The sequence below is a fragment of the Roseomonas sp. TF40 genome (genome assembly GCF_057219975.1).
The window spans coordinates 82,218-106,753 of the sequence record NZ_JBXVVR010000011.1 but is presented as its reverse complement, the minus strand read 5'-3'; the positions used below and the strand labels follow the sequence as shown (position 1 = coordinate 106,753).

The window sequence follows — 24,536 nt, the reverse complement described above, 5'->3', positions numbered from 1 at the left end:
GCCTGATCCCGATCCGAATACCGCTGCCAAGGTGGGATACTCCCGCCCGCTGCAAAGGGGGATTCCCCGGCGCCGCGGATGGGGAGACAGCCGCGCCCCGCCATGCCACACTGGCCCCGCCATGCGCCAATTGCTGTTGCTCCGGCACGCGAAATCCTCCTGGGATGATCCGCGCCTTTCGGACCACGCGCGGCCGCTCAATGCGCGCGGCAAGCGCGCCGCCTTGGGCATGGCGGCGGCGATGCGCGAACTCGGCCTTTCGCCCGACATCGTGCTGGTCTCCTCCGCCCGGCGGACGCTGCAGACGCTCGAGGCCCTCTCGCCGCTCGAGGGCTCGCCGCTGATCGAGCCGATGGACGACCTCTACCTCGCCAACTGGCCCTCCCTGCTCAGCGTGCTGCGCGGCCTGCCGGAGACGGCGCGCAGCGTGCTGCTGATCGGGCACAATCCCGGCCTGCATGAGCTGGCGATGGCGCTGACCGGCCCCGCCGGCATGGCCTCGGGCCGGCCCGAGACGCAGCGCCTGGCCGAGGGCTACCCGACCGCGGCGCTGACCGAGTTCGGCGTTGCCCTGCCCTGGCGCGCGCTCGAGGCCGGCGGCGGCCGGCTTGTGCGTTTCCTCACCCCGGCCGATCTGCCCTCCGCCGAGGCCGGCGACACGACGGAGATATCCGCCTGAACGCCCCGCCCCCCGCCGCCCAAGAGAAGGACGCGGCGGAGGCCGCCGCGACACCCCGCGACCTGACGTTGGAGGCCGATCTGCCGCCGGCGCTGGCGGAGCGCCTGCTGCGCCTGCCGAGCCTCGCGAGTCGCCGCCAGGGCCGCAGCCGCGGCGCCGCCCTCGGCCTGACCTGGCTCGACACGGCGGATGGCGAGTTGGCGGAGCAGGGGCTCGCGCTGGAACAGGCGCGGCGGGGCGGGCGCCGGCTGCTCGCCGTGCTGCCGCCCGAGGACGCCCCCTGGTGCCCCGGCACGCCCGAGACGACGCGGCGCGGCCTCGCCCCGGGCGAAAGCCCCGAGGAAGCGGGCGAGGCGCCGCTGGTCGCCCTCGCCGCCTTCGAGGGCCGGCGCACCACGCTGCCCTTGGCCGAGGGGGTGGAGGCCGTGCTGCTGCAAGGCCGGCTGCGCGCCGTGGCCGATGAGGCGCCGGTGCTGCGGCTGCGCCTGACCGGCCCGCCCGCCGCCGTGCTGGCCACTTTCGCCGGGCTGGCGCGCGAGGCGCCCGCCCTGCCGCCGCGCTGCGCCCTGCCCGAGATGGCCCGCGCCCTGGCGCGGCAGGAATCGCCCCGCCCGCGCCGCCTCGGCGCGCCGCTTCTCGACCCCGATCTGGGGGTGGAGGAGGCGCTCTGCCTGCTGATCGGCCATCTGACCGAGGTGCTGCTCTGGCACGCGCCGATCGCCGCCGAGGGGCGCGACCCGGTCGGGGTGCACCAGATGCGCGTGGCGATCCGCCGCCTGCGCTCGGCGCTGCGCGCCTTCCGCCCCGCCGCCGATGGGCCGAGCCTGCGGCGATTCGACACCGCGGCGCGGGACCTCGCGAATGTGCTCGGCCCGGCACGGGACTGGGACGTGTTCCTGGCCGGGCTCGGCGCCGAGATCGCTGCCGCCCTGCCCGATGACCCGCGTATCGCCGCCCTGCTGCGCGCCGCCGCCCAGCGGCGGGAGGCCGCCTATGCCGCGCTGCGCGCCACCCTGGCCGGGCCGGGCTTCCGCGCCCTGGTGTGGGAAGCCGTGGCGCTGCGCGAGTTGCGCCCCTGGCGCGCCGAGGGCGATGCCGATGCCGCCGCGCGCCGCGCCCGCGACCTGCCCGATTTCGCCGCGGGCGTGATCGAGAAGCGCTGGCGCAAGCTGACCGAGATCGGCCCCGAGATCGGCGACCTGCCCGATGACGAATTCCACGCCCTGCGGCTGGAGGGCAAGCGCGTACGCTATGTGGCGGAACTCTTCGCGCCACTCTGGGCGAAGAAGCGGGGCAAGCGCTTCCTCGCCCGCCTCGCCGAGGTGCAGGAGGCCTTCGGCCTCGCGAATGACGCCGCCGTGGCGCGCGCCCTGGTCGCCCCGCTCGGCGCCAAGGGCGGGGGGGCCAGCCCCTGGGCGGTGGGCGTGGCGGAGGGCTGGGCACTGGCCCGCGCGCGGCGCGCGCGCAGCCGCGCGACGGGCGCCTGGGAGGAGCTGCTCGCGGGTGAACCCTTTTGGAGTCAAGGGTGAAGCGGGCGTTCTTCGCAGCAATTCTTGGTTAAGAGTTATTATAAATGAATGGGTTGCGCGTTTCGGTGGCGCTTGGTTAAACCCTTCCTGTGTTCGGACGCCGCCGCCTTTTCCGCCCCCCTTCCGCCCCTCGCCGCTGGCGCGCGCCGGTGATGGCGATGGCTGGCGTGCTGATCGTGGGCGCCCTTTCGGGCATCGGCCTGCCGCCGGACCTGATGGGCTCCGCGCCCCGCGAGCAGGATTGGTCGGCGCTGGCGGCCGAGGTGCGCATCGTCGATGGCGACACGCTGCGGCTCGGCGACCGCACGCTGCGCCTGTCGGGCGTGGATGCGCCGGAGCGCGGGCAGGTCTGCACGGATGCGGCCGGCGCCGGCTTCGATTGCGGCGCCGCGGCGGCCGAGGCGCTCTCCCGCCTGGTGAATGGGCGCTCGGTGGTCTGCCGGGTGCATGGGCATGACCGCTTCGGCCGCGGCCTGGGCGTCTGCCAGGCCGGCGGGGCGGAGTTGAATACCGGCCTCGTCGCCTCCGGCTGGGCCATCGCCTATGGCGACAGCCCGGTCATGCTGGCGAATGAGGCCGCGGCGCGGATCGCCGGGCGCGGCCTCTGGGCCGGCGGCTTCGTCCGGCCCGAGGAATGGCGCCGGCGGCAATAGAGAAATATGCGTTCAGATGGGATCATCTGAACGCATTTCTTGCTCTAGCTTCAATGATTTCCAGAGCATGAGCTGATCAGAAGAGCTGCGCGGGCAGCCAGGTGGCCAGGCCCGGGAAGGCCAGCACCAGCAGCAGCGCCAGGAGCTGCAGCAGCACGAAGGGGATGATCCCCCGATAGATGTCCCCGGTCGTGACCAGGCCTTTCGAGACTCCCCCGAGGTAGAACAACGAGAAGCCGAAGGGCGGCGTGAGGAAGCTGGTCTGCAGGTTCACCGCCACCATCACGCCGAGCCAGATCGGGTCCATCCCCATGCCGAGCAGGATGGGCGCGACGATCGGCATGACGATGATGGTGATCTCCACGAAATCGAGGAAGAAGCCCATCACGAACATCACCAGCATCACCGCCAGCAATGCGCCATACATGCCGCCCGGAATGGTGGAGAGCGCGGCATGCACCATCTCGTCGCCCCCCAGGCCGCGGAACACCAGGGCGAAGAGCGTCGCGCCGATCAGCGTGCCGAAGATCATGGCGGTGATGGTCATGGTGGCGTGGCAAACCGGGCCGAGGACCGCGCCGCGCCAGCAGCGCCGCAGCGAGACCACCAGCCCGAAGGCAAGCACCGCCGCCGCCGCGGTGGCCCCGGCCATGGCGAGCTGGTCCTCCAGCGGTGCCGCCTGGCGGCCCAGCCGCAGGTCGAATTGCTGGCCGAGCAGCGCCATCACCAGCGCCGCGAACCCCGCCGCATAGATCGGCCAGGGGCTGCCGCCCCCCGCGCGCAACCCGGCGAGCAGCGTCGCCCCCACCGCGCCCACCGCGGCGGCCTCCGTCGGCGTGGCGATGCCGCCCAGGATCGAGCCCAGCACCGCCACGATCAGCACGATCGGCGGCACCAGCGCGCGCATCAGCTCGGCGCGGGTCACGCGCCCCACCTCCTCCCGCGGGATGGCCGGGCCAAGGGCAGGGTTCAGCCAGCAGGCGATGAGCTGATAGGCGATGTAGAGGCCGACCAGCATCAACCCCGGAATCATCGCGCCCGCGAAGAGCTCGCCCACCGAGACGGTCTCGACCGAGAACTTCCCCTGCGCGAGCTGCGCCTGCTGGTAGGCTGCGCCCAGCACCTCGCCCAGGATCACCATCACGGTGGAGGGCGGGATGATCTGCCCCAGCGTGCCCGCCGCGCAGATCGTGCCACAGGCGAAGGGCTTGTCGTAGCCCCGCCGCAGCATGGCCGGCAGCGCCATCAGCCCCATCGTCACCACGGTCGCGCCGACAATGCCCGTCGAGGCCGCCAGCAGCGCGCCGACCAGCGAGACGCTGATGGCGAGCCCGCCGCGCACCGGGCCGAACAGCCTGCCCATCGCCTCCAGCAGATCCTCGGCGATGCGCGAGCGCTCGAGCATGATGCCCATGAAGACGAACAGCGGAATGGCCACCAGCACGTCGGAGGTCATGGTGCCCATCACGCGCTGCGCCAGCGCGCCGAGCAGGAAATGGTCGAAGACGCCGAAGAAGATGCCCAGCGCGCCGAAGAGGATGGCGCAGCCGGTCAGGATGAAGGTCACCGGCAGGCCGGTGAGGATCAGCCCGCAGAGGCTTGCAAACATCAGCAGGTCGAGCACCGACCCGAGCCCGGTGTGGTTCATCCGTGCGCGGCCCCGTCACGCGCGGGAAAATGCGTCTCCGCCGCGCCGGCCAGCACGGCCAAGCAGCGGATGCCGATGGCCACCGCCTGCAGCGCCAGCAGGATCGCCATGGCCGGAATCAGCGACTTGAAGAAAGGGGTGAGCGGGAGGCCGCCATATTGCATCGGCCCTTCCCCCAGCGACCAGGATGTCCAGGCGAAGCTCCAGGAGGCCCAGAGCAGCAGCGCGCAGAAGGGCAGCACGCCGATCAGGATGCCCAGCAGATCGACGAAGGCACGCCGCCGCGCCGACCAGTTCGCGTAGAGGACATCGACGCGCACATGGCCATCGACCAGGAAGGTGTAGCCGATGGCCAGCATGAACAGCATGGCGTGCAGGTAGATCACGCCCTCCTGCATCCACACATAGGAGGAGCCGTAGGCATAGCGCAGCAGCACGACGACGAACTGCACCAGCACCACGCCCAGCGCGCACCATCGCACCACGCCGCCCAACTGGCGGGAGGCCGCATCGATCACCCCCGCCAGGCGCAGCGCGGCCCGCATCAGCCCCAGCGGATCGGCAGCGCGCGCGCGCTGAAATTCCCCGCATAGCTCTGCAGCATGTAGGCCTGGCTGCGGTTGCGGAATTCCGCGTAGCTGTCGGCGATGCGCTTGACCATCGCATCCGAGCTGCCGCGGTATTCGGCCAGCATCTCGCCGGCATGGTTGCCCAGCGCGATCAGGATGTCGCGCGGCACCTCGCGCACCTGCACGGCGTGGCGGGCCACCAGATCGGCCAGGGCGCGCGGGTGGTTGGCGTCGTATTCGGTGGTGATCTCTTCCGACACGCTCTGGCAGGCGAAGCGCACGGCGGCCTTCAGATCGTCCGGCAGCGCGTTCCAGCGGCCGAGGTTGATGCCGATCTCCTCCGCCGAGGAGGGCTCCTGCACCCCGGGGAAGTAGTAGTTCTTGGCCACCTGGTGCAGGCCCAGCGGCGCGTCGGAGAAGGGGCCGAGGAATTCGGCCGCGTCGATGGTGCCGGACTGCATGGCGGCGAAGATCTGCCCCGCCGGCAGCGTGACCACCGAGGCACCGGCACGGCGGAACATCTCCCCGCCGAGGCCCGCCGTGCGGAAGCGCAGGCCGCGCAGATCCTCGATGCTGCGCAGTTCGCGCCGGAACCAGCCGAACCATTGCGGGCCGCTGTCGCCGGTGTTGAAGGGCTTCACGCCGAAGCGGGCATAGACCTCGTCATACAGCGCCTGGCCGCCGGCATGCATCATCCAGGCCTGCCGCTCCCATACCGTCATGCCGTAGGGGAAGCTGCCGAAGAAGCCGATGCCGGGCGACTTCGAGATCCAGAAGCTCGGCACGCCGTGGTAGAGATCCGCCGTGCCGGCCGCCACCGCATCGAAGGCGCCGGGCGCGGGCACGACCTCGCCGGCCGCGAACAAGCGCACGGTGATACGCCCCGCGCTGACGGCGCCGATCCGATCCGCCACCTTCTGCGCGGCGACACCCGGCCCGGGCAGGTTGCGCGGCCAGAGTGTCACCATGCGCCACTCGATCCGCCCCTGGCTGAGCGCCGGCGTGGCGAGCCCCGCGGTGGCGGCGCCGCCGATGGCGGCTTGGGTCATCAGGTTGCGGCGCTTCATGCGGGGCCTCCTCGGGGCGGGCGGGTGATCGTCGCGCCATTCAGCACGGCACCTTGCGGGCCGGCAAGCGGCATCAGTCGTAGGTCACCATGCCGCGCGCCACCTCGCGGTCATAGCCGCGGCTGGCGAGCAGCAATTGCTGCGTATAGGCCTGCGCCGGCGCCTGCCGGCGCAGCGTCTCCACCGCCATCTCCTCCACCACCGCGCCACGATTCATCACCGCCAGCCGGTCGCACATATGGGCGATGACGGCGAGGTTGTGGCTGACGAGCAGGTAGGTGAGCCCGCGCTCGTCGCGCAGGCGGCGCAGCAGGTTCAGGATCTCGGCCTGCACGGAGACATCGAGCGCGCTGGTCGGCTCATCCAGCAGCAGCACCTTGGGCTCGAGCATCAGCGCGCGGGCGATGGCCACGCGCTGGCGCTGGCCGCCCGAGAGCTGGTGCGGATAGCGGAAGCGGAAGGCGGGGCCGAGGCCCACCTGCTCCAGCGCGCGCGGCACGCGCTCATGCGCATCGCCGATGCCGTGGATGGCGAGGGGCTCGCTCAGCGCGCGGTCGATGGTGTGGCGCGGATGCAGCGAGCCATAGGGGTCCTGGAACACCATCTGCACCAGACGCGGGAAGCGGGCGTCGCGCGCCGCGACGTCGATGCCGGCCACCTGCGCCGTGCCCTCGAAGCGCGGATTGAGCCGCGCCAGCACGCGCAGCACGGTCGATTTGCCCGAGCCGCTCTCCCCCACCAGGCCAAAGCTCTCGCCCGGCGCCACGGTGAAGGAGACGCCGCGCACGGCGGCCACCGCGGCGGCGCCACGACCGAAGGTCACGACCAGATCCTTGACGGCGATCACGCGGCTTTCCTTCATCCCGGTGGCAGGCCCCGGAGCAACATGCGATCCGACAGGTCGCAGCACCGCCGCGACGCTGGGTGCATGGCCTGCCCTGGACACACTGACTTCCAGCGCACGCGCCGCGTTCGGGGGAACGCGGCGCATGCTCTGGTCGTCTACACCAGGAAAGGCCGGCGCTGAAGCGGCGCCGGCCGAGGGGCGGCCGGGGACGCCTTCAGGCGATCAGCACGATGTCGCTGGCCAGCAGGCCCGGCGCGCCGACCAGCGTGGCGATGCCGATGCTGGCCGCGCCACCCGCCCCATCCGCATCCCATCGCAGCTCGCCGCTCGTGGTGTTGTAGACGAACTGCCCCACGCCCGCGGCGCTCGTTGTGGTGCCCGCGGCATTGGCGGCAAAGCGGCCCGTCGCGCCCACCGACATGCCCTGCACCAGCCCGCCGCCAAAGCCGGCGGCGGAGATGGCGATGTCGTCGGCGCCGGCGACGAAATCGCGGATCACATCGCCCGCATCGGCCGGCCGGGCGAAGAGGAACACGTCGTTGGAGGTGCCGCCCGTGAGGTCATCCGCGCCCGAGCCCCCCTCGAGCGTGTCCGCACCGCTGCCGCCCGAGAGCGAATCCGCCCCGTCATGGCCGCGCAGCAGGTCGTTGTGCGCGCCCCCATCGAGCGTGTCGTTGCCGTCATTGCCCAGCAGCGTGTCCGCACCGTTCATGCCAAGCAGGAGGTCAGCCCCGCCGCTGCCGCCCATTCGGTTCGCGCCGCTCGAGCCGGTACCGACCAGGCCACCCGTCATCAGCTCCAGATGCTCGAAGCGCGAGGCCAGGGTCCAGTCGATGAAGCTCTTCACGGTGTCGATCGAACTGTCGGTCTCGATCAGCACGTCGCCGGCATTGTCGACCACATAGGTATCGTTGCCGGAGCCGCCATACATGGTGTCGGCGCCGGTACCGCCGTTCAGCGTGTCGTTGCCGCCCTTGCCGCGCAGGTCGTCATTGCCCTCGCCGCCATCGAGCAGGTCGCGGCCTTCGCCGGTCGCCAGGAGATCGTTGCCGCCATTGCCGGAGAAGACGAGGTCCTTGGCCGCATCGCTGGGGGCCACGGCGGTATCCGCTTCGCTGGAACCCCAGAACTGTGCGTTGAACTCGCTGGTGGCACGGCCAAAATTGCTCGAACCACCCGTGGCGTGGACGATCATGTAGAGGTCGATGACCGCGACCGACTTCAGCTGCCCGGGGCGGATCGTGAGCGCCGTGTCGAGGCCCAGCACGCGCTCCACTCCGTTGAGCACGACGCCGCGAAGATCGACGTTGAGACCGGTCACCCGGACAGTGTCCAGGCCATCCCCGCCGATCACCGTGTCATTGTCGGTGCCGCCGGTCAGGACGAAGCTGTCGTCGCCTGCCCCGCCCTCCATGCGGTCAGAACCGGTGCCGTCGAAGAGCCAGTCCTCGCCGACCCCGCCGCGCAGCGTATCGGCGCCGGCGCCCCCCTGGAGCGTATCCGCATTGGCACCGCCATCGAGAAGGTCGTTGCCATTGCCGCCCTCGATCAGGTCGGCGCCGATATAGCCCCAGATGCTGTCCGCCCCCTCGCCACCGCGGATGACACTGTTCCAGCCACCGCCGAGGATGCTGTCATCGCCCGCCCCGCCATCGATCAGCCCGGGATTGCTGGCACTGCCGGGGGCGCCGACCTTGTAGAACTCCTTGAACAGGGCTTCGCCCCAGCTGCGGATCTCATCGGGCTTGTTCCAGCCGATCGTGGCGTTCCAGGAGGCGGTGGCGAGCGGCACCGGATCGAAGGCCAGCGGTGCGATGATGGTGTCGTTGCCATCCGCGGCGTAGAGCGCCGTGAAGCCCTCCACACGCTGGTTCGTGAAGTCGATCAGGCCGGAATCGGCCATGTGGAGACTGCCGGCGCGGATCGTCTGGAAGCTGTCGAGCTGCGCTGTGGTCAGGCGGATGCCGCCCGCCGTGACGTAGTTGGTCTGATAGCCATAGGAGCCGCCGACCCAGCCATTCATGTGCACCGCGCCGTGCAGCGCCTCGACGCCGAAGATCGGCATGGCGGTGATGTCGACCACCTCCTCCTTGCCGTAGAAGGCAAGCAGCGTGTCGTAGCCGATGCCGCCATCGATCATCAGGTCCACGCCGGTGGTGACCAGGATGTCGTCGCCTTCGCCACCATAGAGATAGTCCGGACCGTCGGCCCAGTAGTTCAGCGCGGTCGGGCTGCCCGAGCCGAAGCTGTCGAGCACGTCGTTGCCGGCCCCGCCGATCAGCGTGTCGGAGCCGAGCATACCCAGCAGATGGTCGTCCCCATCCTGGCCGAGCAGGCTGTCGGCGCCGAAATCCGCGCCACCTTCCAGCGTGTCGTTGCCGTTTCCGCCCTCGATGGTGTCGCCGCCATCGCCGCCCGAGGCGTCATCATTGCCGTCGAAGCCGAATATCCAGTCATTGCCGCCATGGCCAAGCAGCGTATCCCAGCCTTCCATGGCGAGGATCGTGTCGTTGCCAGGGCCGGCCTCGATGCGTTCAGAGGCGGCAGTGCCGACGAAGAGGGACATGGCAGAGCTTCCTTGCTGGAATGGGGTGCGCCGCGACGCTAGCGGCCTGCCATTTCAGTACGGATGCGCCCTGTTTCCCTTTGTTTCGCGATGTTGCGCGCTGCCGGCAGCGCCCGCCTCAGGGGCCGTCGCGCCAGGAGGGGTCCCGGGTCAGCACGGGCAGCTCCGCCCGGCTCTCCTCGATGCGCGGCATGCTGGCAAGCAGGCCGCGGGTGTAGGGATGGGTCGCCTCGTGCAGCGCGGCGGCGCGGCATTCCTCCACCACCCGCCCGGCATACATCACCAGGATGCGGTCGCAGAAGCTGGCGACGAGGTTGAGGTCGTGGCTGATGAAGATCAGCCCCATGCCGCGCTGCGTCACCAGATCGTCCAGGATGGCCAGCACCTGCATCTGCACCGTGACGTCGAGGGCGGAGGTCGGTTCATCCGCGATCAACAGGTCTGGTTCCGGGATCAGCATCATCGCGATCATGATGCGCTGGCCCATGCCGCCCGAGACCTCATGCGGGTAGAGATCGTGCACGCGCTCGGGGTTGCGGATGCGCACCGCCTCCAGCATCGCAAGCGTGCGCGACCGCGCCTCGGACTTGCTGACGCGGTGATGCGTGCGGAAGGCCTCGGCGATCTGCGCACCCACCGTCATCACCGGGTTCAGCGCGAATTTCGGATCCTGCAGCACCAGGGATATCCGCCGGCCGCGAATGGCGCGCAGCTGGCGCGGTGAGGCGCCGAGCAGATCCTGGCCCTCGAAGGCGAGGCGCTTCGCGGACAGCCTCGCGGAGGGCACCAGCAGGCGCATCAGCGCCCGACCGGTGAGCGACTTGCCGGACCCGCTCTCCCCCACGATGCCCAGCTTCTCGCGCCCCAGGGTGAAGGACACGCCGCGCACGGCATCGAAAACGCCGTTCGGCGTGGGGAAGCTGATGCGCAGATCCTCGACCTCGACCAGGCTGGTCATGACTTGCGGGGGTCCAGCACGTCGCGCAGCCCATCGCCCAGCAGGTTGAAGGCCAGGCTGACAACGAAGATGGCCAGCCCGGGCAGGGTCGCGACCCACCACTGATCGAGGATGTAGCGCCGGCCCGACGACACCATGGCCCCCCACTCCGCCATCGGCGGCTGCGCGCCGAGGCCGAGGAAGCCCAGGCCCGCCGCGGTCAGGATGATGCCAGCCATGTCGAGTGTCACGCGCACGATCAGGCTTGAGGTGCAAAGCGGCATGACGTGGCCGAACAGGATGCGCGGCGTGCCGGCCCCCTGGATGCGGGCGACCGCGATGTAGTCGCTCTTGCGGATGGTCAGCGTCTCGGCACGGGCGATGCGTGCATAGGGCGGCCAGGAGGTCAGCGCGATGGCAATGATCGCATTCTCGATCCCCGGCCCCAGGGCGGCGACGAAGGCCAGGGCGAGGATCAGGCTCGGAAAGGCGAGGAAGATGTCCGTGATGCGCATCAGCACCGCATCGACCGCCCCGCCGATGTAGCCAGCCGCCGTGCCGACGATAAGGCCGATCGGGGCGGCGATGAGGGCCACAAGCACCACGATCATCAGCGTGATCCGCGCCCCATAGAGCACGCGCGAGAGGATGTCGCGGCCGAACTCATCCGTGCCGAACCAATGCGCCCGGCTGGGCGGCAGCAATCGCCGCGCAAGGTCCTGCTCGTAGGGATCATGGGGCGCGATGAAGGGCGCGAGGGCCGCCAGCAGCACAAGCGCCACGACGATGCACAGGCCAAGCACCGCAAGGCGGTTGCGCTTGAACTGCAACCAGCCGCGATAGACCTGGCCGAGCTGTGCCTCCCGGCGCGAGGAGGGCGTGTCCGACAGCAGCCTGCTGCGCCAGGTGTTGCTGCTCATCGGGCGCGCGGGTCCAGCAGGCGATAGAGAAAGTCGGACAGCATGTTCAGCCCCACAAACACCACCCCGACCACGATGGTGCTGCCCAGCACCGCATTCATGTCCGCGGCCAGCAACGCGGTGGTCAGGTATCGGCCAAGCCCTGGCCAGGCGAAGACCGTCTCGGTCAGCACGGCGCCTTCCAGCAGCCGCGCATAGGACAGGGCGACCACCGTCACGAGCGGCACGGCGATATTGCGCAGCGCATGCACCCAGATGATCCGCGCCTCGGAAAGGCCCTTGGCGCGGGCGGTGACCATGTATTCCTGGCTGAGCTGATCGAGCATGAAGCTGCGCGTCATGCGCGCGATGTAGGCCACGGAGAAATAGCCCAGCACGGCGGAGGGCAGGACGACGTGGGAAAAGGCGTTCCAGAACACCTCCCACTCATCGGCCAGAGCCGCGTCGATCAGGATCACCCCCGTGACGGTGGGCACCACGTCCTCGAAGAACACACCCAGCCGGCCGGGCCCCGAGACCCAGCCCAGGATGCCGTAGAAGACCAGCAGCCCGATGATGCCGAGCCAGAAGATGGGAACGGAATATCCCACCAGCCCCAGCACCCGCACGATCTGATCCGGCCAGCGATCCTGCCAGACCGCGCCCGCGATCCCCATCGGAATGCCGAGCACCATGCCGATCAGCGTCGCGAATGTCGCCAGTTCCAGCGTCGCCGGGAAGACCCTGATGATGTCGTCGGCAACGGGTCGGTTGGTGACCAGCGACGTGCCGAAATCGCCCGTCGCAACCTTCTGCACGTAAAGGAAGAACTGCTTCCACAGCGGCTGATCGAGGCCAAGCTCGATCCGCACCGCCTCATAGACGTCGCGCGGTGCCTGGTCGCCGACGACGGCCAGCACCGGGTCGATGGGCACGACCCGGCCGATGAAGAAGGTGACCGCCAGCAGGCCAAGCAGCGTGATGGCAAGCTGGACGCCGAGCTGCCCAGCCTCCCGGACGCCGCGCCCGGCCTGGGTGGCGAACATCTCAGCTCTTCTGCGCGAGCCAGTAGATGGCCGACAGGCCGGGCGAGCTGGCCATGTAGCCTGTCACGTTGCTGCGCACGGCGGCCTGAACCTGCTGCTGCGCGAAGATCGCGAAGGGCGATGCCGCCAGGAATTCCTCCTGGATCTGCCGATACATCGCCGCCCGGGCGTTGCCATCACGCTCGGCCATCGCCGCCTCGGTCCGCGCGGTCAGGGCAGGAATATCCCAGGCATTGCGCCAGGTCAGCTTGCCCGGATTGGCGGTGCCGGGCGGGTTGTGGGCGAAGCTGTCCGCATTGTAGTGCGGATCGGGATAGCCCAGGCCCCAGGTGCCGATGAACAGCTGGTGGTTGCGCGCCCGGAACTTCGCCAGCACCTGGGCGCCGGTCGCCGGCAGCACCTCGAGCCGAACGCCGCCGCGGGCGAAGCTCGCCTGCAGGGTCTGCGCGACGTCGAGATTGGGGAAGACATTCGCCGAGTCGATCGTCAGCGAAATGCCGTTGGGGTGCCCTGCCTCGGCCAGCAGCGCGCGGGCGCGATCCGGGTTGTAGGTGAAGGGCCGGCTGTCGAGTTCGCCCAGAATGGCGCGCGGGATGAAGGTCTGGTGCGGGAAGACCTGCCCGGCGAGCAGGTTGTTGGCGATGCCCTCGTAGTCAACGAGGAACTTCAGCGCCTCGACCACCTTCGGGTTCGACAGGATCGGGTTCGAGAGGTTCGCGCTGAAATACATGATGGTGGCGCGCGGCACTTCATGGATGGTGAGGTTCGGCCGGCCCCGCAGCGCGGCGATGTCGGTCGGCGTCAGGTTCCGGGCAATGTCCACGTCGCCGCGCTCCACCAGCAGGCGCTGCGTGGCGGCTTCGGGCACATGGCGGACGATCACGCGCTGCAGGTTGGCCCGCCCACGCCACCAATTGTCGTTGCGCTCCAGCGTGTAGCTTTCGTTGGGCTGGTAGCGCGCGATGCGATAGGCGCCCGACGCGGCCGAATTGCGGTTGAGCCAGGTATTGCCCATGTCCTCGCCCGCATTCTGCTGCACGAGGCGGCTATCCACCACCGAAGCGATGGTCGCGGTGAACAGGTTCTGGATCAGGGTCGGCGCATAGGCGCGGTCGAAGGTGACCGCGACCTCGAACTCGCCGGTCTGCCGCACGGTCTGTTCGACATTCTCGCGCGTCAGGCCGACCGATCGATACATGAAGGCAGGCGTGCGGTTGATCAGCAGCGGGCGACGCAGCGAATAGACGACGTCGGCCGCCGTCAGCGGGTTGCCCGAATGAAAACGCACGCCCTGGCGGATGCGGAAGGTGAAGGTCCGCCCGTCTTCGGAAATGGTGAAGGATTCCGCAAGGCCCGGCTGCAATTCGGCGCTGGGCTTGGTGGGATCAAGCGTGAAGAGCTGATCATAGACGTTCTTGAGCAGGTCGCTGCCGACAATCTCGAAGGAATGATGCGGGTCGGTCGCGACCAGATCTCCAATCTGGTCGGCGATGACCAGCGTGTTGCGCGGAGTCTGCGCCGCGGCAGGGCGCGGCAGGCCAAGGCCCGCTGCCCCCGCCAGCGCGGCAGTGCCGCCGATCAGCCCACGCCTGTTGATGTCGCCCAGCATGCCCGGCTCTCCCCTCGCTCGCGGGGGGCATTGATGCTTTGTCATCTGCCCCTTGCGGCGGGATTAAGTGGCGCGGGGGGCGCCGTCAACGGTGCTGTGGCCGCGCCGCCCCTTCAACCAGTTGAAGGCCAGGATCGGCACCGCGATCGCGACCCCGACAGCGGTCAGCGGTCCGTTGGGCGAGATCATCAGCAGCGCCGCGAGCACCAGGCCGAGCTGCGCGCCGAGACCCATGTGGGTGAAGGCGTAGCCGGTCAGCCCGATGCCCAGCACCAGCACCCCCACCGCACAGGTGATGGTGACGAAGAGGAAGGCGCCGAGCGAGAAGTCATCCACCATGATCAGCATGACCGGCGCATAGGCGAAGACGAAGGGCACCGTCGCCTTCGCCGTGCCGAGCCGGAAGGCGGTGAGGCCCGTGCGGAAGGGGTTGGAGCCCGCGATGCCCGCCGCCGCATAGGCCGCCACGCAGACCGGTGGCGTGAGGTCCGCGAGGATGCCGTAGTAGAGGATGAACAGATGCGCGGCCAGCGGCGGCACGCCGAGCTGCACCACCGCCGGCGCGGCGATCGCGGCGAGCACGATGTAGAGCGCGGTGGTGGGGATGCCGCAGCCCATCACGATGCAGATCAGCGCCACGAAGACCAGCGTGAGGAACAGCGTCAGGCCCTGCAGGCTACCGAAGCCCGCAGGCAGGATGTCCAGGACCGGCGTGAAGAAGGCGGCCGCATTGGCGGCGGCCTGCGTGACGATGAAGCCGATGCGGAAGCCCGCGCCGGTCAGCGTCACCACGCCCACCACCATGCCCACTGCCGCCGCGGCCGCGCCGACGGCCAGCGCGTAGCGGGCCCCCATGTCCAGCGCATCCCACAGATCGCGCAGCGTCAGGCGGTTGCGCGGGTTGAGGAAGCCCACCACGACGCAGGCGGTGATGCCGACGAAGGCCGCCAGATAGGGCGTGTAGCCATCGACGATGACCCAGACCAGCAGCACCAGCGGAATCACCGTGGGCCAGCCATCGCGGATCGTGGGCCAGAGCCGGGGGATCTCACTCTCATCCATGCCGCGCAGACCCAGGCGCTTGGCCTCGAAATGCACCTGCACGAAGACGCCCCAGAAATGCATCGCGGCCGGCACGGCGGCGGCGATCAGCAGCGTGGTCAACGAGATCTCGAGGAACTCGATCATCACGAAGGCGGCCGCGCCCATGATGGGGGGCGTGATCTGCCCGCCCGCGCTCGCCGCCGCTTCCACCGCGCCGGCGAAATGCGGCTTGTAGCCGACCTTCTTCATCGCCGGGATGGTGAGCGAACCGGTGGTGACGGTATTGGCGATCGACGAACCGCTGATCGAGCCGAACATGGCCGAGGACAGCACCGCGACCTTGGCGGGCCCGCCCGGATAGCGCCCTGCGATCACCGCTGCGATGTCGATGAAGAACTGGCCAAGACCCATGCGGGTCGCGATCACGCCGAACAGCACGAAGTGGAAGACGAAGGTGGCGACGACCTTGGCCGGGATGCCGAAGATGCCTTCCTGCGTCAGATAGACATGGTTGACGAAGCCCGCCCAGTCCGAGCCCGGATGCGCGAGCACGCCCGAGAGGTGGTTGCCGTAGAGCGCGTAGAGGATGAACAGCCCCACGATGGCCGGCAGCACCCAGCCCATGGCGCGGCGCGTGGCTTCCAGCGTCAGCACCACCATGATCGTGCCCATCAGCACGTCGGTGCCGGAGGGATTGCCGATGCGGAAGGTGAGGTCGTCGAAGATCAGCGGCAGGTAGATGGTGGCCACCACCACCGCGCCCGCCAGGATCCAGTCCAGCAGCGGCACGCCGCCGATGCGCGGGCCGAAGGAGAGCAGCCCGCCCGGGAACATCACGAAGATCAGGCTGAGCACGGCAGCAAGGTGGATGGCCTTGTGCCAATGCTCGGTCAGGATGCCGAAGCCGGCGGTGTAGTAGTGGAAGACCGAGAGAGCGACGAGCGCGGCTGAGATCAGCTTCGCGGTGAAGCCGGTGAGGGTGCGGAAGCGCAGCTCGGAATCGGCTTCCCGTTCGAGCTGCGCCGCGCGGTCCAGGTCGAGCTTCGTGCCCGTGCTCATTGCCTTTTCGATCAGCGCAGGATGCCGGCCTCGCGGTAGTAGCGTTCAGCCCCAGGATGGAAGGGCACCACGCCGCGCCCGGTCAGCGCGCCCTCCTTCACGATCTCCTTGCCCTTGGCATGGCCGCGGTCGAGCAGCCCACGCGTGGTGTCGCTCCAGAGCGACTTGGTGATGGCATAGACCGTCGCCTCGGGAATGCTGTCGCGCACGGCAAGGATGGCGCCCACGGTCAGGGTCGGCACATCGGCGGTGATGCCCTCATAGGCGCCGCGCGGGATCACGCCCGTGCCGTAGAAGGGCGCGCGCTCGATCACGCGCTGCGCCTCGGCGCCGCCGATCGGCAGGATGCGGCAGCCGGTGCGGCTGCAGAACTCGGTGAAGGCCGCGGCCGGGTAGCCGACCACGGTGATGGTGGCATCGAGGCCGCGATCCTGCATGCGCTCCGTCCCCTGCGCCTGGTTGAGGAACTCGGCGGTGAAATCACGCCCGGCGCGCATGCCGTTGGCGTCGAGGATCATCTCGCTGCCGATGCGCGCACCCGAGGCCTGCAGGCCGATGGCGATGCGCCTGCCGCGCAGGTCGGCGAAGGTCTGGATCGGGCTGTCACGGCGCACCACGGCGTGGATGTGCTCGGGGAACAGATGCGCGACGAAGCGCAGGCGCTCGAGCTTCGGGCGGCCCTCGAACAGGCCGGTGCCGGTATAGGCCCAGTGCAGCACGTCGGACTGCGTGAAGCCGCTCTCGGCATTGCCGGACTGGATCAGGTTCACGTTCTGCACGCTGCCCTGCGTGGCCTGCGCCACGGCGACCATGCCCGGTACGCCATCGGTCGCGCCGGCGACGTTGCAGGGGGCGCCCGGCGGGCAGGAGATGGCGTTCGCGATGATGCCGCCGATCGGGTAGTAGGTGCCGCCGGCGGAACCCGTGCCGATGCGAAAGAAGGTCGGTGCCTGCGCGGCGGCGCCGAAGCTCGTGGCGAGCGCACCGGCAGCGGCGGCCGCGCCGAGGGCGCGGCGCGAGATCTTGGCATGGTCGGTCATGTCGGTCTTCCTTCCTCCAGGTGGGGCGAGCCTAACGCAGCGCGGCGGGCGCGCAACCCGCCTTCAGGCAGCGGCAGATGCCGCGCCCTGCGTGATGAGGAAGGCGAGGTCCGCCGCACTCAGCCCCGCGACGGGCCGATCGGCGATCTTGCGCCCGGCCTTGAGCACCACCACGCGATCCGCCACCGCCACCACATCGGCCATGGCATGGCTCACCAGGATCACCGTGCGCCCTTCCGCATGCAGGCGGCGGATGAGGTCGAGCACCTGCGCGCTCTCCCGCACGCCGAGTGCCGCGGTCGGTTCATCCATGATGATCACCCGCGCCTCCCAGCGCAGCGCGCGGCAGATCGCCACCGCCTGGCGCTGCCCGCCGGAGAGGCGCTCCACCGGCGTGTCCATGTCGGCGATGTCGATGGCGAGGCGCGCAAGGAAGCCGCGACTCATCTCGGCCATGCGGCGCTTGTCGAGCAGCCCGAAGGGCGGGCGCGTGAGTTCGCTGCCGAGAAACACGTTCTGCCAGATGCTCAGGCGCGGCGCGACGGCGAGGTCCTGGTAGATGGTGGCGATGCCGCGCTGCAGCGCCTCCTGCGGCCCGCGCAGGCGCAGCGGCTGATCGTCCAGGCGCATCGTGCCCGAGGTGGGCAGTTGCGCGCCGGAGAGGATCTTCACGAGGCTCGACTTGCCCGCGCCATTGTCGCCGCAGAGCGCCAGCACCTCGCCCGCCCGCACGTCGAGATCGACATCGCGCAGCGCCGTGACCGCGCCATAGGCCATGCCGATCCCGCTGAGCGCGAGCAGGGTCATGCCTTACAGGAACCGGCGGACGTTGTGCTGGTCCACCAGCTGCGCATCCATGAACAGATAGGGCCCGCTGGTCATCACCGTCGCGGGCTCGCGGTTCAGCACGATGCGCTCCACCGCCTCCACCGCGCGGCTCCCCATCGTCTCGAAGGGGATGGTGACGGTGGCCATCAGCGTGCTCTCGGGATCGGCGATGCGACGATAGGTCTCCTCCCCGCCATCGATCGAGACGAACTTCACCTGGCCCTTGCGGACGCCGCGCGCCTTCAGCAGGTCGTCGATCACGAAGGCCTGGCCATCGAAGCTGGCCCAGATCCCCTGGGTCTGCGTCGCATGGCGCAGCAACAGCGCCGAGAAACCCTGGCGCACATCGTCGCGCCAGCTTTGGGTGCGCGCCATGGTGTGGCTGCCCAGCACGCGCACGCCGGTGTTCTCGCTCAGCACCACGTCCAGCACCTTGCCGCGGATGCGCGTGCCGACATTGCCCTCGAAGCGCTGGGTCAGGATGTTGCCCTGGTAGCCGAGTTCGCCCAGCAGCCAAAGCGCGGCATCCGCGCCCACCTTGTACTCGTTCACCTGGATGTCGAAGAGCGTGTGCGGCGAGGCGCCGGCCATGATGGTGATCACCGGGATGCCGGCCGCCTTGGCGCGCTGGAACTGCGCTTCCATCTCTACCGGGCGCGACATGCAGGCGATGATGGCGCGCGGGCGGCGGCCGATCAGCGTGTCCAGTTGCTCGGCATGGCGGGGCAGCGCGCCCTCGCTGTTCAGCACATTGGCGGTCCAGCCCTTGGCGCGGGCGGCGGCGGCGGCGGCATTGGCGGCGCGGGCATGGGTCTCGCTGCTCATCTGGAAGCCGATGATCGCGATCTCGGGCGCCTGGGCCAGCGCCGGCGTGGCGATGGCGGTGGCGAGCGCGGCGCCGCCCAGCAGCAGGTCGCGGCGGGTGGGCTGTGTCATGGCGTGCTTGTCTCCCTCAGCGGCGGAAATTCAGCTTCTTCACGAAAGGCGCGCGCCCGGTACCGCTGGCCGAGAGAGCGACTGAGGCGAGGATGATCGCGCCGAGCACGATGTCCTGCCAATAGTATTCCGCGCCCAGCAGCACGAGCCCGTTGCCGAGCACCTTCAGCGTGAAGGCGGCGAAGATCGTGCCCGGGATGTTGGGCCGGCCGGGCTCGAACATCGTCATGCCCAGCAGCACGGCGGCGATGGCATAGAGAAAATGGTCATTCGCCATGCCCGGCGCGGCCGAGGAGAGCGAGGCGGCGAGCAGCACCGCCGTCAGCCCCGCGCAGGCGCCGGCCAGCGTCAGCGCAAGCCGCTTCATCGCCAGGGTGCGGATGCCGGCCAGTCGCGCCGCCTCGTCGGCTTCGCCGGTGGCGACCAGGTGCGCGCCGGTGCGCGTCCACTTCACCAGCAGCCAGGCCGCCGCCGCGACCCCGGCCAGCCACCAGACCAGGTTCGGCAGGCCGAGAAGGCTCCCGCGCGCGAGGCCGGTGAAGGAGGTCGGCCAGCGGCCGACGAAGGCCACGCCCTGGGTCAGCATGAAGCCGAGCCCCTTGGCGATGGCCGCCACACCCAGAGTCGCGATCAGCGAGGGCACCTTCAGCACCGTCACCGCGATGCCGTTCGCCACCCCGCAGGCCAGCCCCGTGCCGAAGCCCGCCGCCACCGCGATCCAGGGCGCGACGCCGCCATGCACCAGCGCCCCCGTGACCACGGCGGCGAGGGAGGCGACCTCGGCCACCGAGAGATCGATCTCGGCCGTGACCAGCGCCAGGGTGAAGCCGACCGCGAGGATGCCGAGGAAGGCGGTCTCCTTGAACACCACGGCGAGGTTGCCGGCGGTGAGGAAGACCGGGCTGGCCAGCGCGAAGCCGGCCACCAGCACGATCCCGGCCACCGCGCCGCCATACCTGGTCACCAAGCCCCGCATCGCCTGCCCCCTCGCGGGGCGCAGCATCGCCGCCTCAGCGCAAGCCGGCAAGCGCGTGGGAGAGCGGCGCGACCTGCGCCTCCGCCGCGCGGAAGATCTCGTGCAGCCGGCTGGCCAGGGCGTGGCGGGCCGGATCCGGCTGGAAGGTGGCGCGCGGGCGGCAGAGCGCATCCTGCAGGGCCACGAGGTCGCCGCCCTCCAGCGCCGCGAAACCGGCGATGGCGCCACCCAGCAGGCCGGGCTCGGCGGCCTCGGTCAGCACCACGGGCCGGCCGAGCACATCGGCGCGCAGCTGCGCCCAGCCGGGCAGCGCGCCCCCGCCGCCCAGGCGGAGTTCCACCGCCCGGCGACCGGCAGCGGCCTCGGCCCGCTCCAGCACGGTGCGGGCGTTGAGCGCGATGCCCTGCATCACCGCGCGCGTCATCTCCGCCGCGCCATGGCCCCGCCGCAGGCCGAGGAAGGCGCCGCGCCGGGCGGGGTCCCAATGCGGCACGCGCTCACCTTCCAGGCTGGGCAGGAAAAGCAGCGGGAGCGGATCGCCGGGCACGGGATCCTCGGTGGCCACGCCCATCTCCCGCAGCCAGGCCAGCGCATCCGCACCATGCTGGCTCGGCCCGCCGATCTGCCACAGCCCGTCCCAATCGACCGTGAGCAGCCCCTCGCCGCTGGCGGGCGCGCCGTGCAGCAGGCCGAGCACCTCGGTGGTGCCGGAGATCGCATAGGCATGGCCCGGCCGCAGGGCGCCGAGGCCGAGCACCGCGGCCCAGGTGTCATGCGCCATGGCCAGCACCGGCACCCCCGCGAGGGCCGCAAGCGCCCCGGGCAGGCCCGGCCGCACCCGGCCCATCACCTCGCCCGGCCCGAGGAGGGGCGGCAGCAGCCCCGCCGACAGGCCGAGGCGCGGCAGCAGATCGGCGCTCGCCGCCAGCCGCGCGCTCGAGATCCGGTCGGAGGCGACGCGCCCGGTCAGGCGGCGGTTCAGCTCATCCTTGGGCTCCAGCACCGCCACGGCGCGGGCCAGGGTCGCGGGCTCGGTCGCGCCCAGCCAGGCGAGCCGCGCCAGGGGGTGGAAGGCGTTGACCTGGGCGGCTTCCGGGTGACCGGGCGGGATCGCCGCGCGCAGGCCCGGCAGGGCGGCCTCGGCCCGGCGATCCTGCCAGAGCAGGGCCGGGCGCAGCACCGCCCCGGCGCCGTCCACCAGCACCAGCGATCGCGTGAAGGCGGTGATGGCGATGGCGCCGATGCGGGCGAAATCCGCTGGCGCCGCGGCCCGCAGCGCGGCGGCGCCGGCGATCAGCCCCTGCCACCAGGCCTCCGGCTCGGCCTCGGCCGCCCCCCCCTCCGAGAGGGGCTGCGGGTGCGCGGCGCCGTGCAGGCCGCGCAGCGCCCCGTCGCGCCCGAGGATCGCCACGCGCAGGCTCGACCCGCCGAGATCGACGGCGAGCACATGCGGAGCCGCCATCAGATGATGACGAGATCCGCCGCCGTGAAAGCGAGGCCCGGGCTCAGCGTGGCGATCAGCGTGACGCCCCCTGCCGTGACGCCATTGGCATCCCAGGCGAGCGCGCCGCTGCCGGCATCATAGGTGAACTGCCCCACCCCGGCGGCGGAGGTCGCCGGCCCGAGGGCGAAGCGCGCCCCCATCGCCATGCCGGCGGTCAGCCCACCACCCCAGCTCGCGCCCACGATCTCGATCCGGTCGAAGACGGGGTCGAAATCCAGGATGGTGTCGCCTGCCTCGGCCAGGACCGCATAGCGGAAGGCATCCGCGCCGGTGCCGCCCGAAAGGGTATCGGCGCCGAAATGCCCGCTGATCGTGTCGTTGCCTGCCCCGCCCTCGATCCGGTCGGCGCCCTGCAGGCCGTTGAGGAAATTGTGGCCGGCATTGCCGAGCAGCACATTGGCGGCCGCATTGCCCCAGCCGATCAGCGCGCCCGCGCCGGTGAACACCAGGGTCTCGACCCCGTTCGCCAGCACATGGTTGACGCTGGACTGCACGGTGTCCGCGCCACCGCCCCCGAACTCCGAGACGAAATCGCCGGCCGCATCAATGATGTAGAGATCATCGCCCAGCCCGCCGCGCATCGTGTCGTTGCCGAGGCCGCCGAACAGCGTATCCGCACCCTCCCCGCCGATCAGGACATCGTGCCCCGCCCCGCCATCGAGCCGGTCATTGCCCGCCCCGCCGTCGAGCGTGTCGCCGCCGGTGCCGGAGGTCAGCCAGTCATTGCCCGCATCGCCCTGCAGCAGGCTGCGGTCGCCGCCCGCGACGACCAGGCGGTCCTCGCCCTCGCCGCCCTGCAGGGTATTGCCGAAGCCGCCGCTGCCGGTGAGCGTGTCAGCCCCCGCGCCGCCCTGCAGCACGTTCCAACTGCCGGTCACGCTGATCCGGTCCGCGCCCTCGCCGCCGAGGATGGTGCTGGCACTGGTGGTCAGCGCCGCGACATCGTCGCCCAGGCCGAGATCGATGTGGTGGTTGCCCCCGCCCACGCCGGCCGTCACCACGCGGTCATGGCCGGCGCCCGCCGTGATGCGGTGCTCATGCCCGGTGCCGAGGCGGATGATGTCGTCGCCATCGCCCGAGGCGATGGTGCTGTTGCCCGGGCCGGCCAGGATGGTGTCCGCCCCATCCCCGGTGGTGACGAGGTTGTTGAAGCCGCGCAGCGCGATGATGTTGCCGCCATCACCGGCATGGATGGTGGAATTGCCCTCACCGGCCGTGACGCTGTTCTGCCCGTCGCCCAGCGTGATGACGTTCAGCCAGCCGCCCAGCACGATGAAATTGTCGCCATCGCCGAAGGTGACGGTGCTGTTGGTGAAGGGCCCGGTCAGGCGGTTGTCGCCATCGCCCGCGGTGATGACGTTGAGCGAGCCGCGCGCATGGATGGCGTTGTCGCCATTGCCGCCATCGACCGTGGCGTTGCCGAGGCCGGCATCGATGCGGTCATTGCCCGGCCCGCCCTCGATGTAGTTGCCCCAGCCGCGCGCGGTGATGACATCATCGCCCCAGCCGCCGAAGACGCGGTTGTCGCCGCCGCCGCTGACGATGGTGTCGTCGCCGCGCCCGCCGATGACGCGCTGGTACCAGCCCGGCCGGATCAGCACGTCATTGCCCTCGGTGCCGACCAGCGTCGGCAGATCGGGGCCGGAGATGGTGAAGCGCACCGTGCCGATGGCCTGGTAGATGCCATCCGTCAGCACGTAGCGGAAGCTGTCGGTCGGCCGCAGCGCGTTGAAGCCATCGGCCTCAAAGAACAGCGTCCCCGCCAGCGTGTCGAGGGTCGCGATGCCCTCGGTCGTCTCCTGCAGGATGGTCTCGATCCGCACCAGCGCCTCGCGCCCCGGCACGGCGGTGCGGAAATTGGCCAGGATATGGGCGAAGATGTCGGAAGAGAGCGTGCCCTCCGGCAGCGGGCCGAAATCCAGGATGGGGTCGAGGATCTCGATCGGGATCGGATAGGCGGTGACGATGGCGGTGGTGGTATCGGACGCGATGTCGATGCCGTCGTTGATCGAGAGGTAGAAGATCGTCAGGACCGACTCGCCGATCGCCACCTGGCCTTGGGTCGGCGTGAAGACCAGCGCCTCCAGCGCCGCCTCCAGCGCCGGGCGGTCGCCGGTGAAGGTCCATTCGCCTCGAAACGCGTCGTAGCTGCCCAGCCCCCCGGCCGCGAGACTGCCATTGGCGGGGGCCGAGAGGATGACGGTGGCGGTCAGCAACTGCGCGCCGATCACGCCCGGCTCGGCGTCGGGATCGCTGATATCGATGGAGAAGAAGGGGTTGAGCGATTCATCGTCGCCCAACTCGGCCAGCGGCTCGATGTTGTAGATACCGGGCCGCTCCTGCACGCCGGTGATGATGATGTTGAAGCTGGCCGTCACCGCGTCGTCATTGGTGCCGTCATCGGCCGTCAGCGTGATCGGCACGGGCAGGCTGAAGCCCTCGGCCACCAAATTCGCCTGCGGCACGAAGGCGAGCGCCGCCGCCGCCGCGCGCACCGCGGCGGGGGTGCCGGTGAAGGTCAGGCTGGCCATGCCGCCAGCGTCCACCACGGCATCGGGGCCGCCGAAGAATCGGCCCAGCCGCGCCTCCCACTGCACGGTCAGCGTCAGCGTCACGCCCGGATCGGGATCATCGAGCACCAGGTAGAGGAAGGGCTCGAGGTAGAGGATATCGGCGATGCTCGGATCGGGGCTGGGCAGCCCGCCGATGGTCGTCGGCAGGTCCGCCTGGCCGATCGGCATGGTGACGCCGGAAGACAGCGCGTCGCCGCCGGCCAGGATGGTCAGGCCGAACTCCACCTCCTCCACCGTGCCCAGCGCCACGGTGCCGAGATAGGTGAATTCGACGGCGGCGATCATCGCCTGCAGCGCCTCGGAATTCGCGGCAGTGAGGACGATGGTGGAGAAGCCCGGCAAGGGCTCGTCCGCCGTGCCGACAAGGGGCGCCACCGGGGCCACGAGATCGGTCGCGTAGATGATCCGCGCGCTGGTCGCCGCCCCGCCCACCAGATCGATCGCCTGGAAGGGACGGAAGGGCAGGTTCGCCGGGGCCGGCAGGCCGGGCGTGGGCAGGTCGAGGGTGGGAAGGGTGCCGCTCATTG

The 24,536-nt window shown here is 70.3% G+C and carries 19 protein-coding genes; 3 read left to right on the top strand and 16 right to left on the bottom strand.

Annotated features, from left to right (window positions below; translation table 11 throughout):
- The first annotated feature begins 121 nt into the window (after positions 1-121).
- The 3 genes from AC2D9U_RS23025 to AC2D9U_RS23015 all read left to right on the top strand — a co-directional run bounded on the left by AC2D9U_RS23025 (position 122) and on the right by AC2D9U_RS23015 (position 2,861).
- Complete coding sequence (locus AC2D9U_RS23025; protein WP_484753643.1) at positions 122-679, top strand: SixA phosphatase family protein; 558 nt, start codon at positions 122-124, stop codon at positions 677-679.
- 68 nt (positions 680-747) lie between these two features.
- On the top strand, positions 748-2,208 hold the full coding sequence (locus tag AC2D9U_RS23020) for a CHAD domain-containing protein (RefSeq protein ID WP_484753641.1): 1,461 nt from the start codon (positions 748-750) through the stop codon (positions 2,206-2,208).
- A 152-nt stretch (positions 2,209-2,360) separates the two neighbouring features.
- Entirely contained in the window at positions 2,361-2,861 is a 501-nt protein-coding gene (locus AC2D9U_RS23015) for a thermonuclease family protein (protein ID WP_484753639.1), read from the top strand.
- A 76-nt stretch (positions 2,862-2,937) separates the two neighbouring features.
- On the opposite strand, the gene AC2D9U_RS23010 is transcribed toward AC2D9U_RS23015, so the two are convergent.
- The 16 genes from AC2D9U_RS23010 to AC2D9U_RS22935 form a co-directional block, all read right to left on the bottom strand.
- Positions 2,938-4,509 carry a TRAP transporter large permease gene (locus AC2D9U_RS23010; protein ID WP_484753637.1) on the bottom strand — a complete coding sequence of 524 codons (1,572 nt, stop codon included), beginning with the start codon at positions 4,507-4,509 and terminating at the stop codon, positions 2,938-2,940.
- Entirely contained in the window at positions 4,506-5,054 is a 549-nt protein-coding gene (locus AC2D9U_RS23005; RefSeq protein ID WP_484753635.1) for a TRAP transporter small permease subunit, read from the bottom strand. The genes AC2D9U_RS23010 and AC2D9U_RS23005 overlap by 4 nt, the downstream gene beginning before the upstream one ends.
- Entirely contained in the window at positions 5,054-6,145 is a 1,092-nt protein-coding gene (locus tag AC2D9U_RS23000) for a TRAP transporter substrate-binding protein (protein ID WP_484753633.1), read from the bottom strand. The genes AC2D9U_RS23005 and AC2D9U_RS23000 overlap by 1 nt, the downstream gene beginning before the upstream one ends.
- A gap of 73 nt (positions 6,146-6,218) precedes the next feature.
- Positions 6,219-6,992, bottom strand: coding sequence for an ABC transporter ATP-binding protein (locus AC2D9U_RS22995; RefSeq protein WP_484753631.1), 774 nt, complete (start codon positions 6,990-6,992; stop codon positions 6,219-6,221).
- A gap of 214 nt (positions 6,993-7,206) precedes the next feature.
- Positions 7,207-9,558: a calcium-binding protein gene (locus AC2D9U_RS22990; RefSeq protein WP_484753629.1), complete on the bottom strand. Its 2,352-nt coding sequence runs from the start codon at positions 9,556-9,558 to the stop codon at positions 7,207-7,209.
- Positions 9,559-9,676: 118 nt separating this feature from the next.
- A complete protein-coding gene (locus AC2D9U_RS22985; protein ID WP_484753627.1) occupies positions 9,677-10,516 on the bottom strand; it encodes an ABC transporter ATP-binding protein in 840 nt (279 codons plus the stop codon).
- Positions 10,513-11,415 carry a nickel transporter permease gene (gene nikC / locus AC2D9U_RS22980; protein ID WP_484753625.1) on the bottom strand — a complete coding sequence of 301 codons (903 nt, stop codon included), beginning with the start codon at positions 11,413-11,415 and terminating at the stop codon, positions 10,513-10,515. The genes AC2D9U_RS22985 and nikC overlap by 4 nt, the downstream gene beginning before the upstream one ends.
- Positions 11,412-12,440: an ABC transporter permease gene (locus tag AC2D9U_RS22975; RefSeq protein ID WP_484753623.1), complete on the bottom strand. Its 1,029-nt coding sequence runs from the start codon at positions 12,438-12,440 to the stop codon at positions 11,412-11,414. Before AC2D9U_RS22975 ends, nikC begins: the two co-directional genes overlap by 4 nt.
- A gap of 1 nt (position 12,441) precedes the next feature.
- Positions 12,442-14,049 (bottom strand): ABC transporter substrate-binding protein, encoded by a 1,608-nt coding sequence (locus AC2D9U_RS22970; RefSeq protein ID WP_484753621.1) that lies wholly within the window; start codon positions 14,047-14,049, stop codon positions 12,442-12,444.
- A 63-nt stretch (positions 14,050-14,112) separates the two neighbouring features.
- On the bottom strand, positions 14,113-16,152 hold the full coding sequence (locus AC2D9U_RS22965) for a TRAP transporter permease (RefSeq protein WP_484753619.1): 2,040 nt from the start codon (positions 16,150-16,152) through the stop codon (positions 14,113-14,115).
- Positions 16,153-16,163: 11 nt separating this feature from the next.
- The gene (locus AC2D9U_RS22960) at positions 16,164-17,192 is read right to left on the bottom strand and encodes a TAXI family TRAP transporter solute-binding subunit (RefSeq protein WP_484753617.1); all 1,029 of its coding nucleotides are present in this window, start codon (positions 17,190-17,192) and stop codon (positions 16,164-16,166) included.
- A gap of 63 nt (positions 17,193-17,255) precedes the next feature.
- Entirely contained in the window at positions 17,256-17,999 is a 744-nt protein-coding gene (locus AC2D9U_RS22955; protein ID WP_484753614.1) for an ATP-binding cassette domain-containing protein, read from the bottom strand.
- Between the two features lie 3 nt (positions 18,000-18,002).
- The gene (locus AC2D9U_RS22950; RefSeq protein WP_484753612.1) at positions 18,003-18,956 is read right to left on the bottom strand and encodes a sugar ABC transporter substrate-binding protein; all 954 of its coding nucleotides are present in this window, start codon (positions 18,954-18,956) and stop codon (positions 18,003-18,005) included.
- Positions 18,957-18,972: 16 nt separating this feature from the next.
- Positions 18,973-19,920, bottom strand: coding sequence for an ABC transporter permease (locus AC2D9U_RS22945; RefSeq protein WP_484753693.1), 948 nt, complete (start codon positions 19,918-19,920; stop codon positions 18,973-18,975).
- A gap of 46 nt (positions 19,921-19,966) precedes the next feature.
- Entirely contained in the window at positions 19,967-21,394 is a 1,428-nt protein-coding gene (locus tag AC2D9U_RS22940) for a xylulokinase (protein ID WP_484753610.1), read from the bottom strand.
- Positions 21,394-24,534 carry a calcium-binding protein gene (locus tag AC2D9U_RS22935; RefSeq protein ID WP_484753608.1) on the bottom strand — a complete coding sequence of 1,047 codons (3,141 nt, stop codon included), beginning with the start codon at positions 24,532-24,534 and terminating at the stop codon, positions 21,394-21,396. The genes AC2D9U_RS22940 and AC2D9U_RS22935 overlap by 1 nt, the downstream gene beginning before the upstream one ends.
- Between the last annotated feature and the right edge of the window lie 2 nt (positions 24,535-24,536).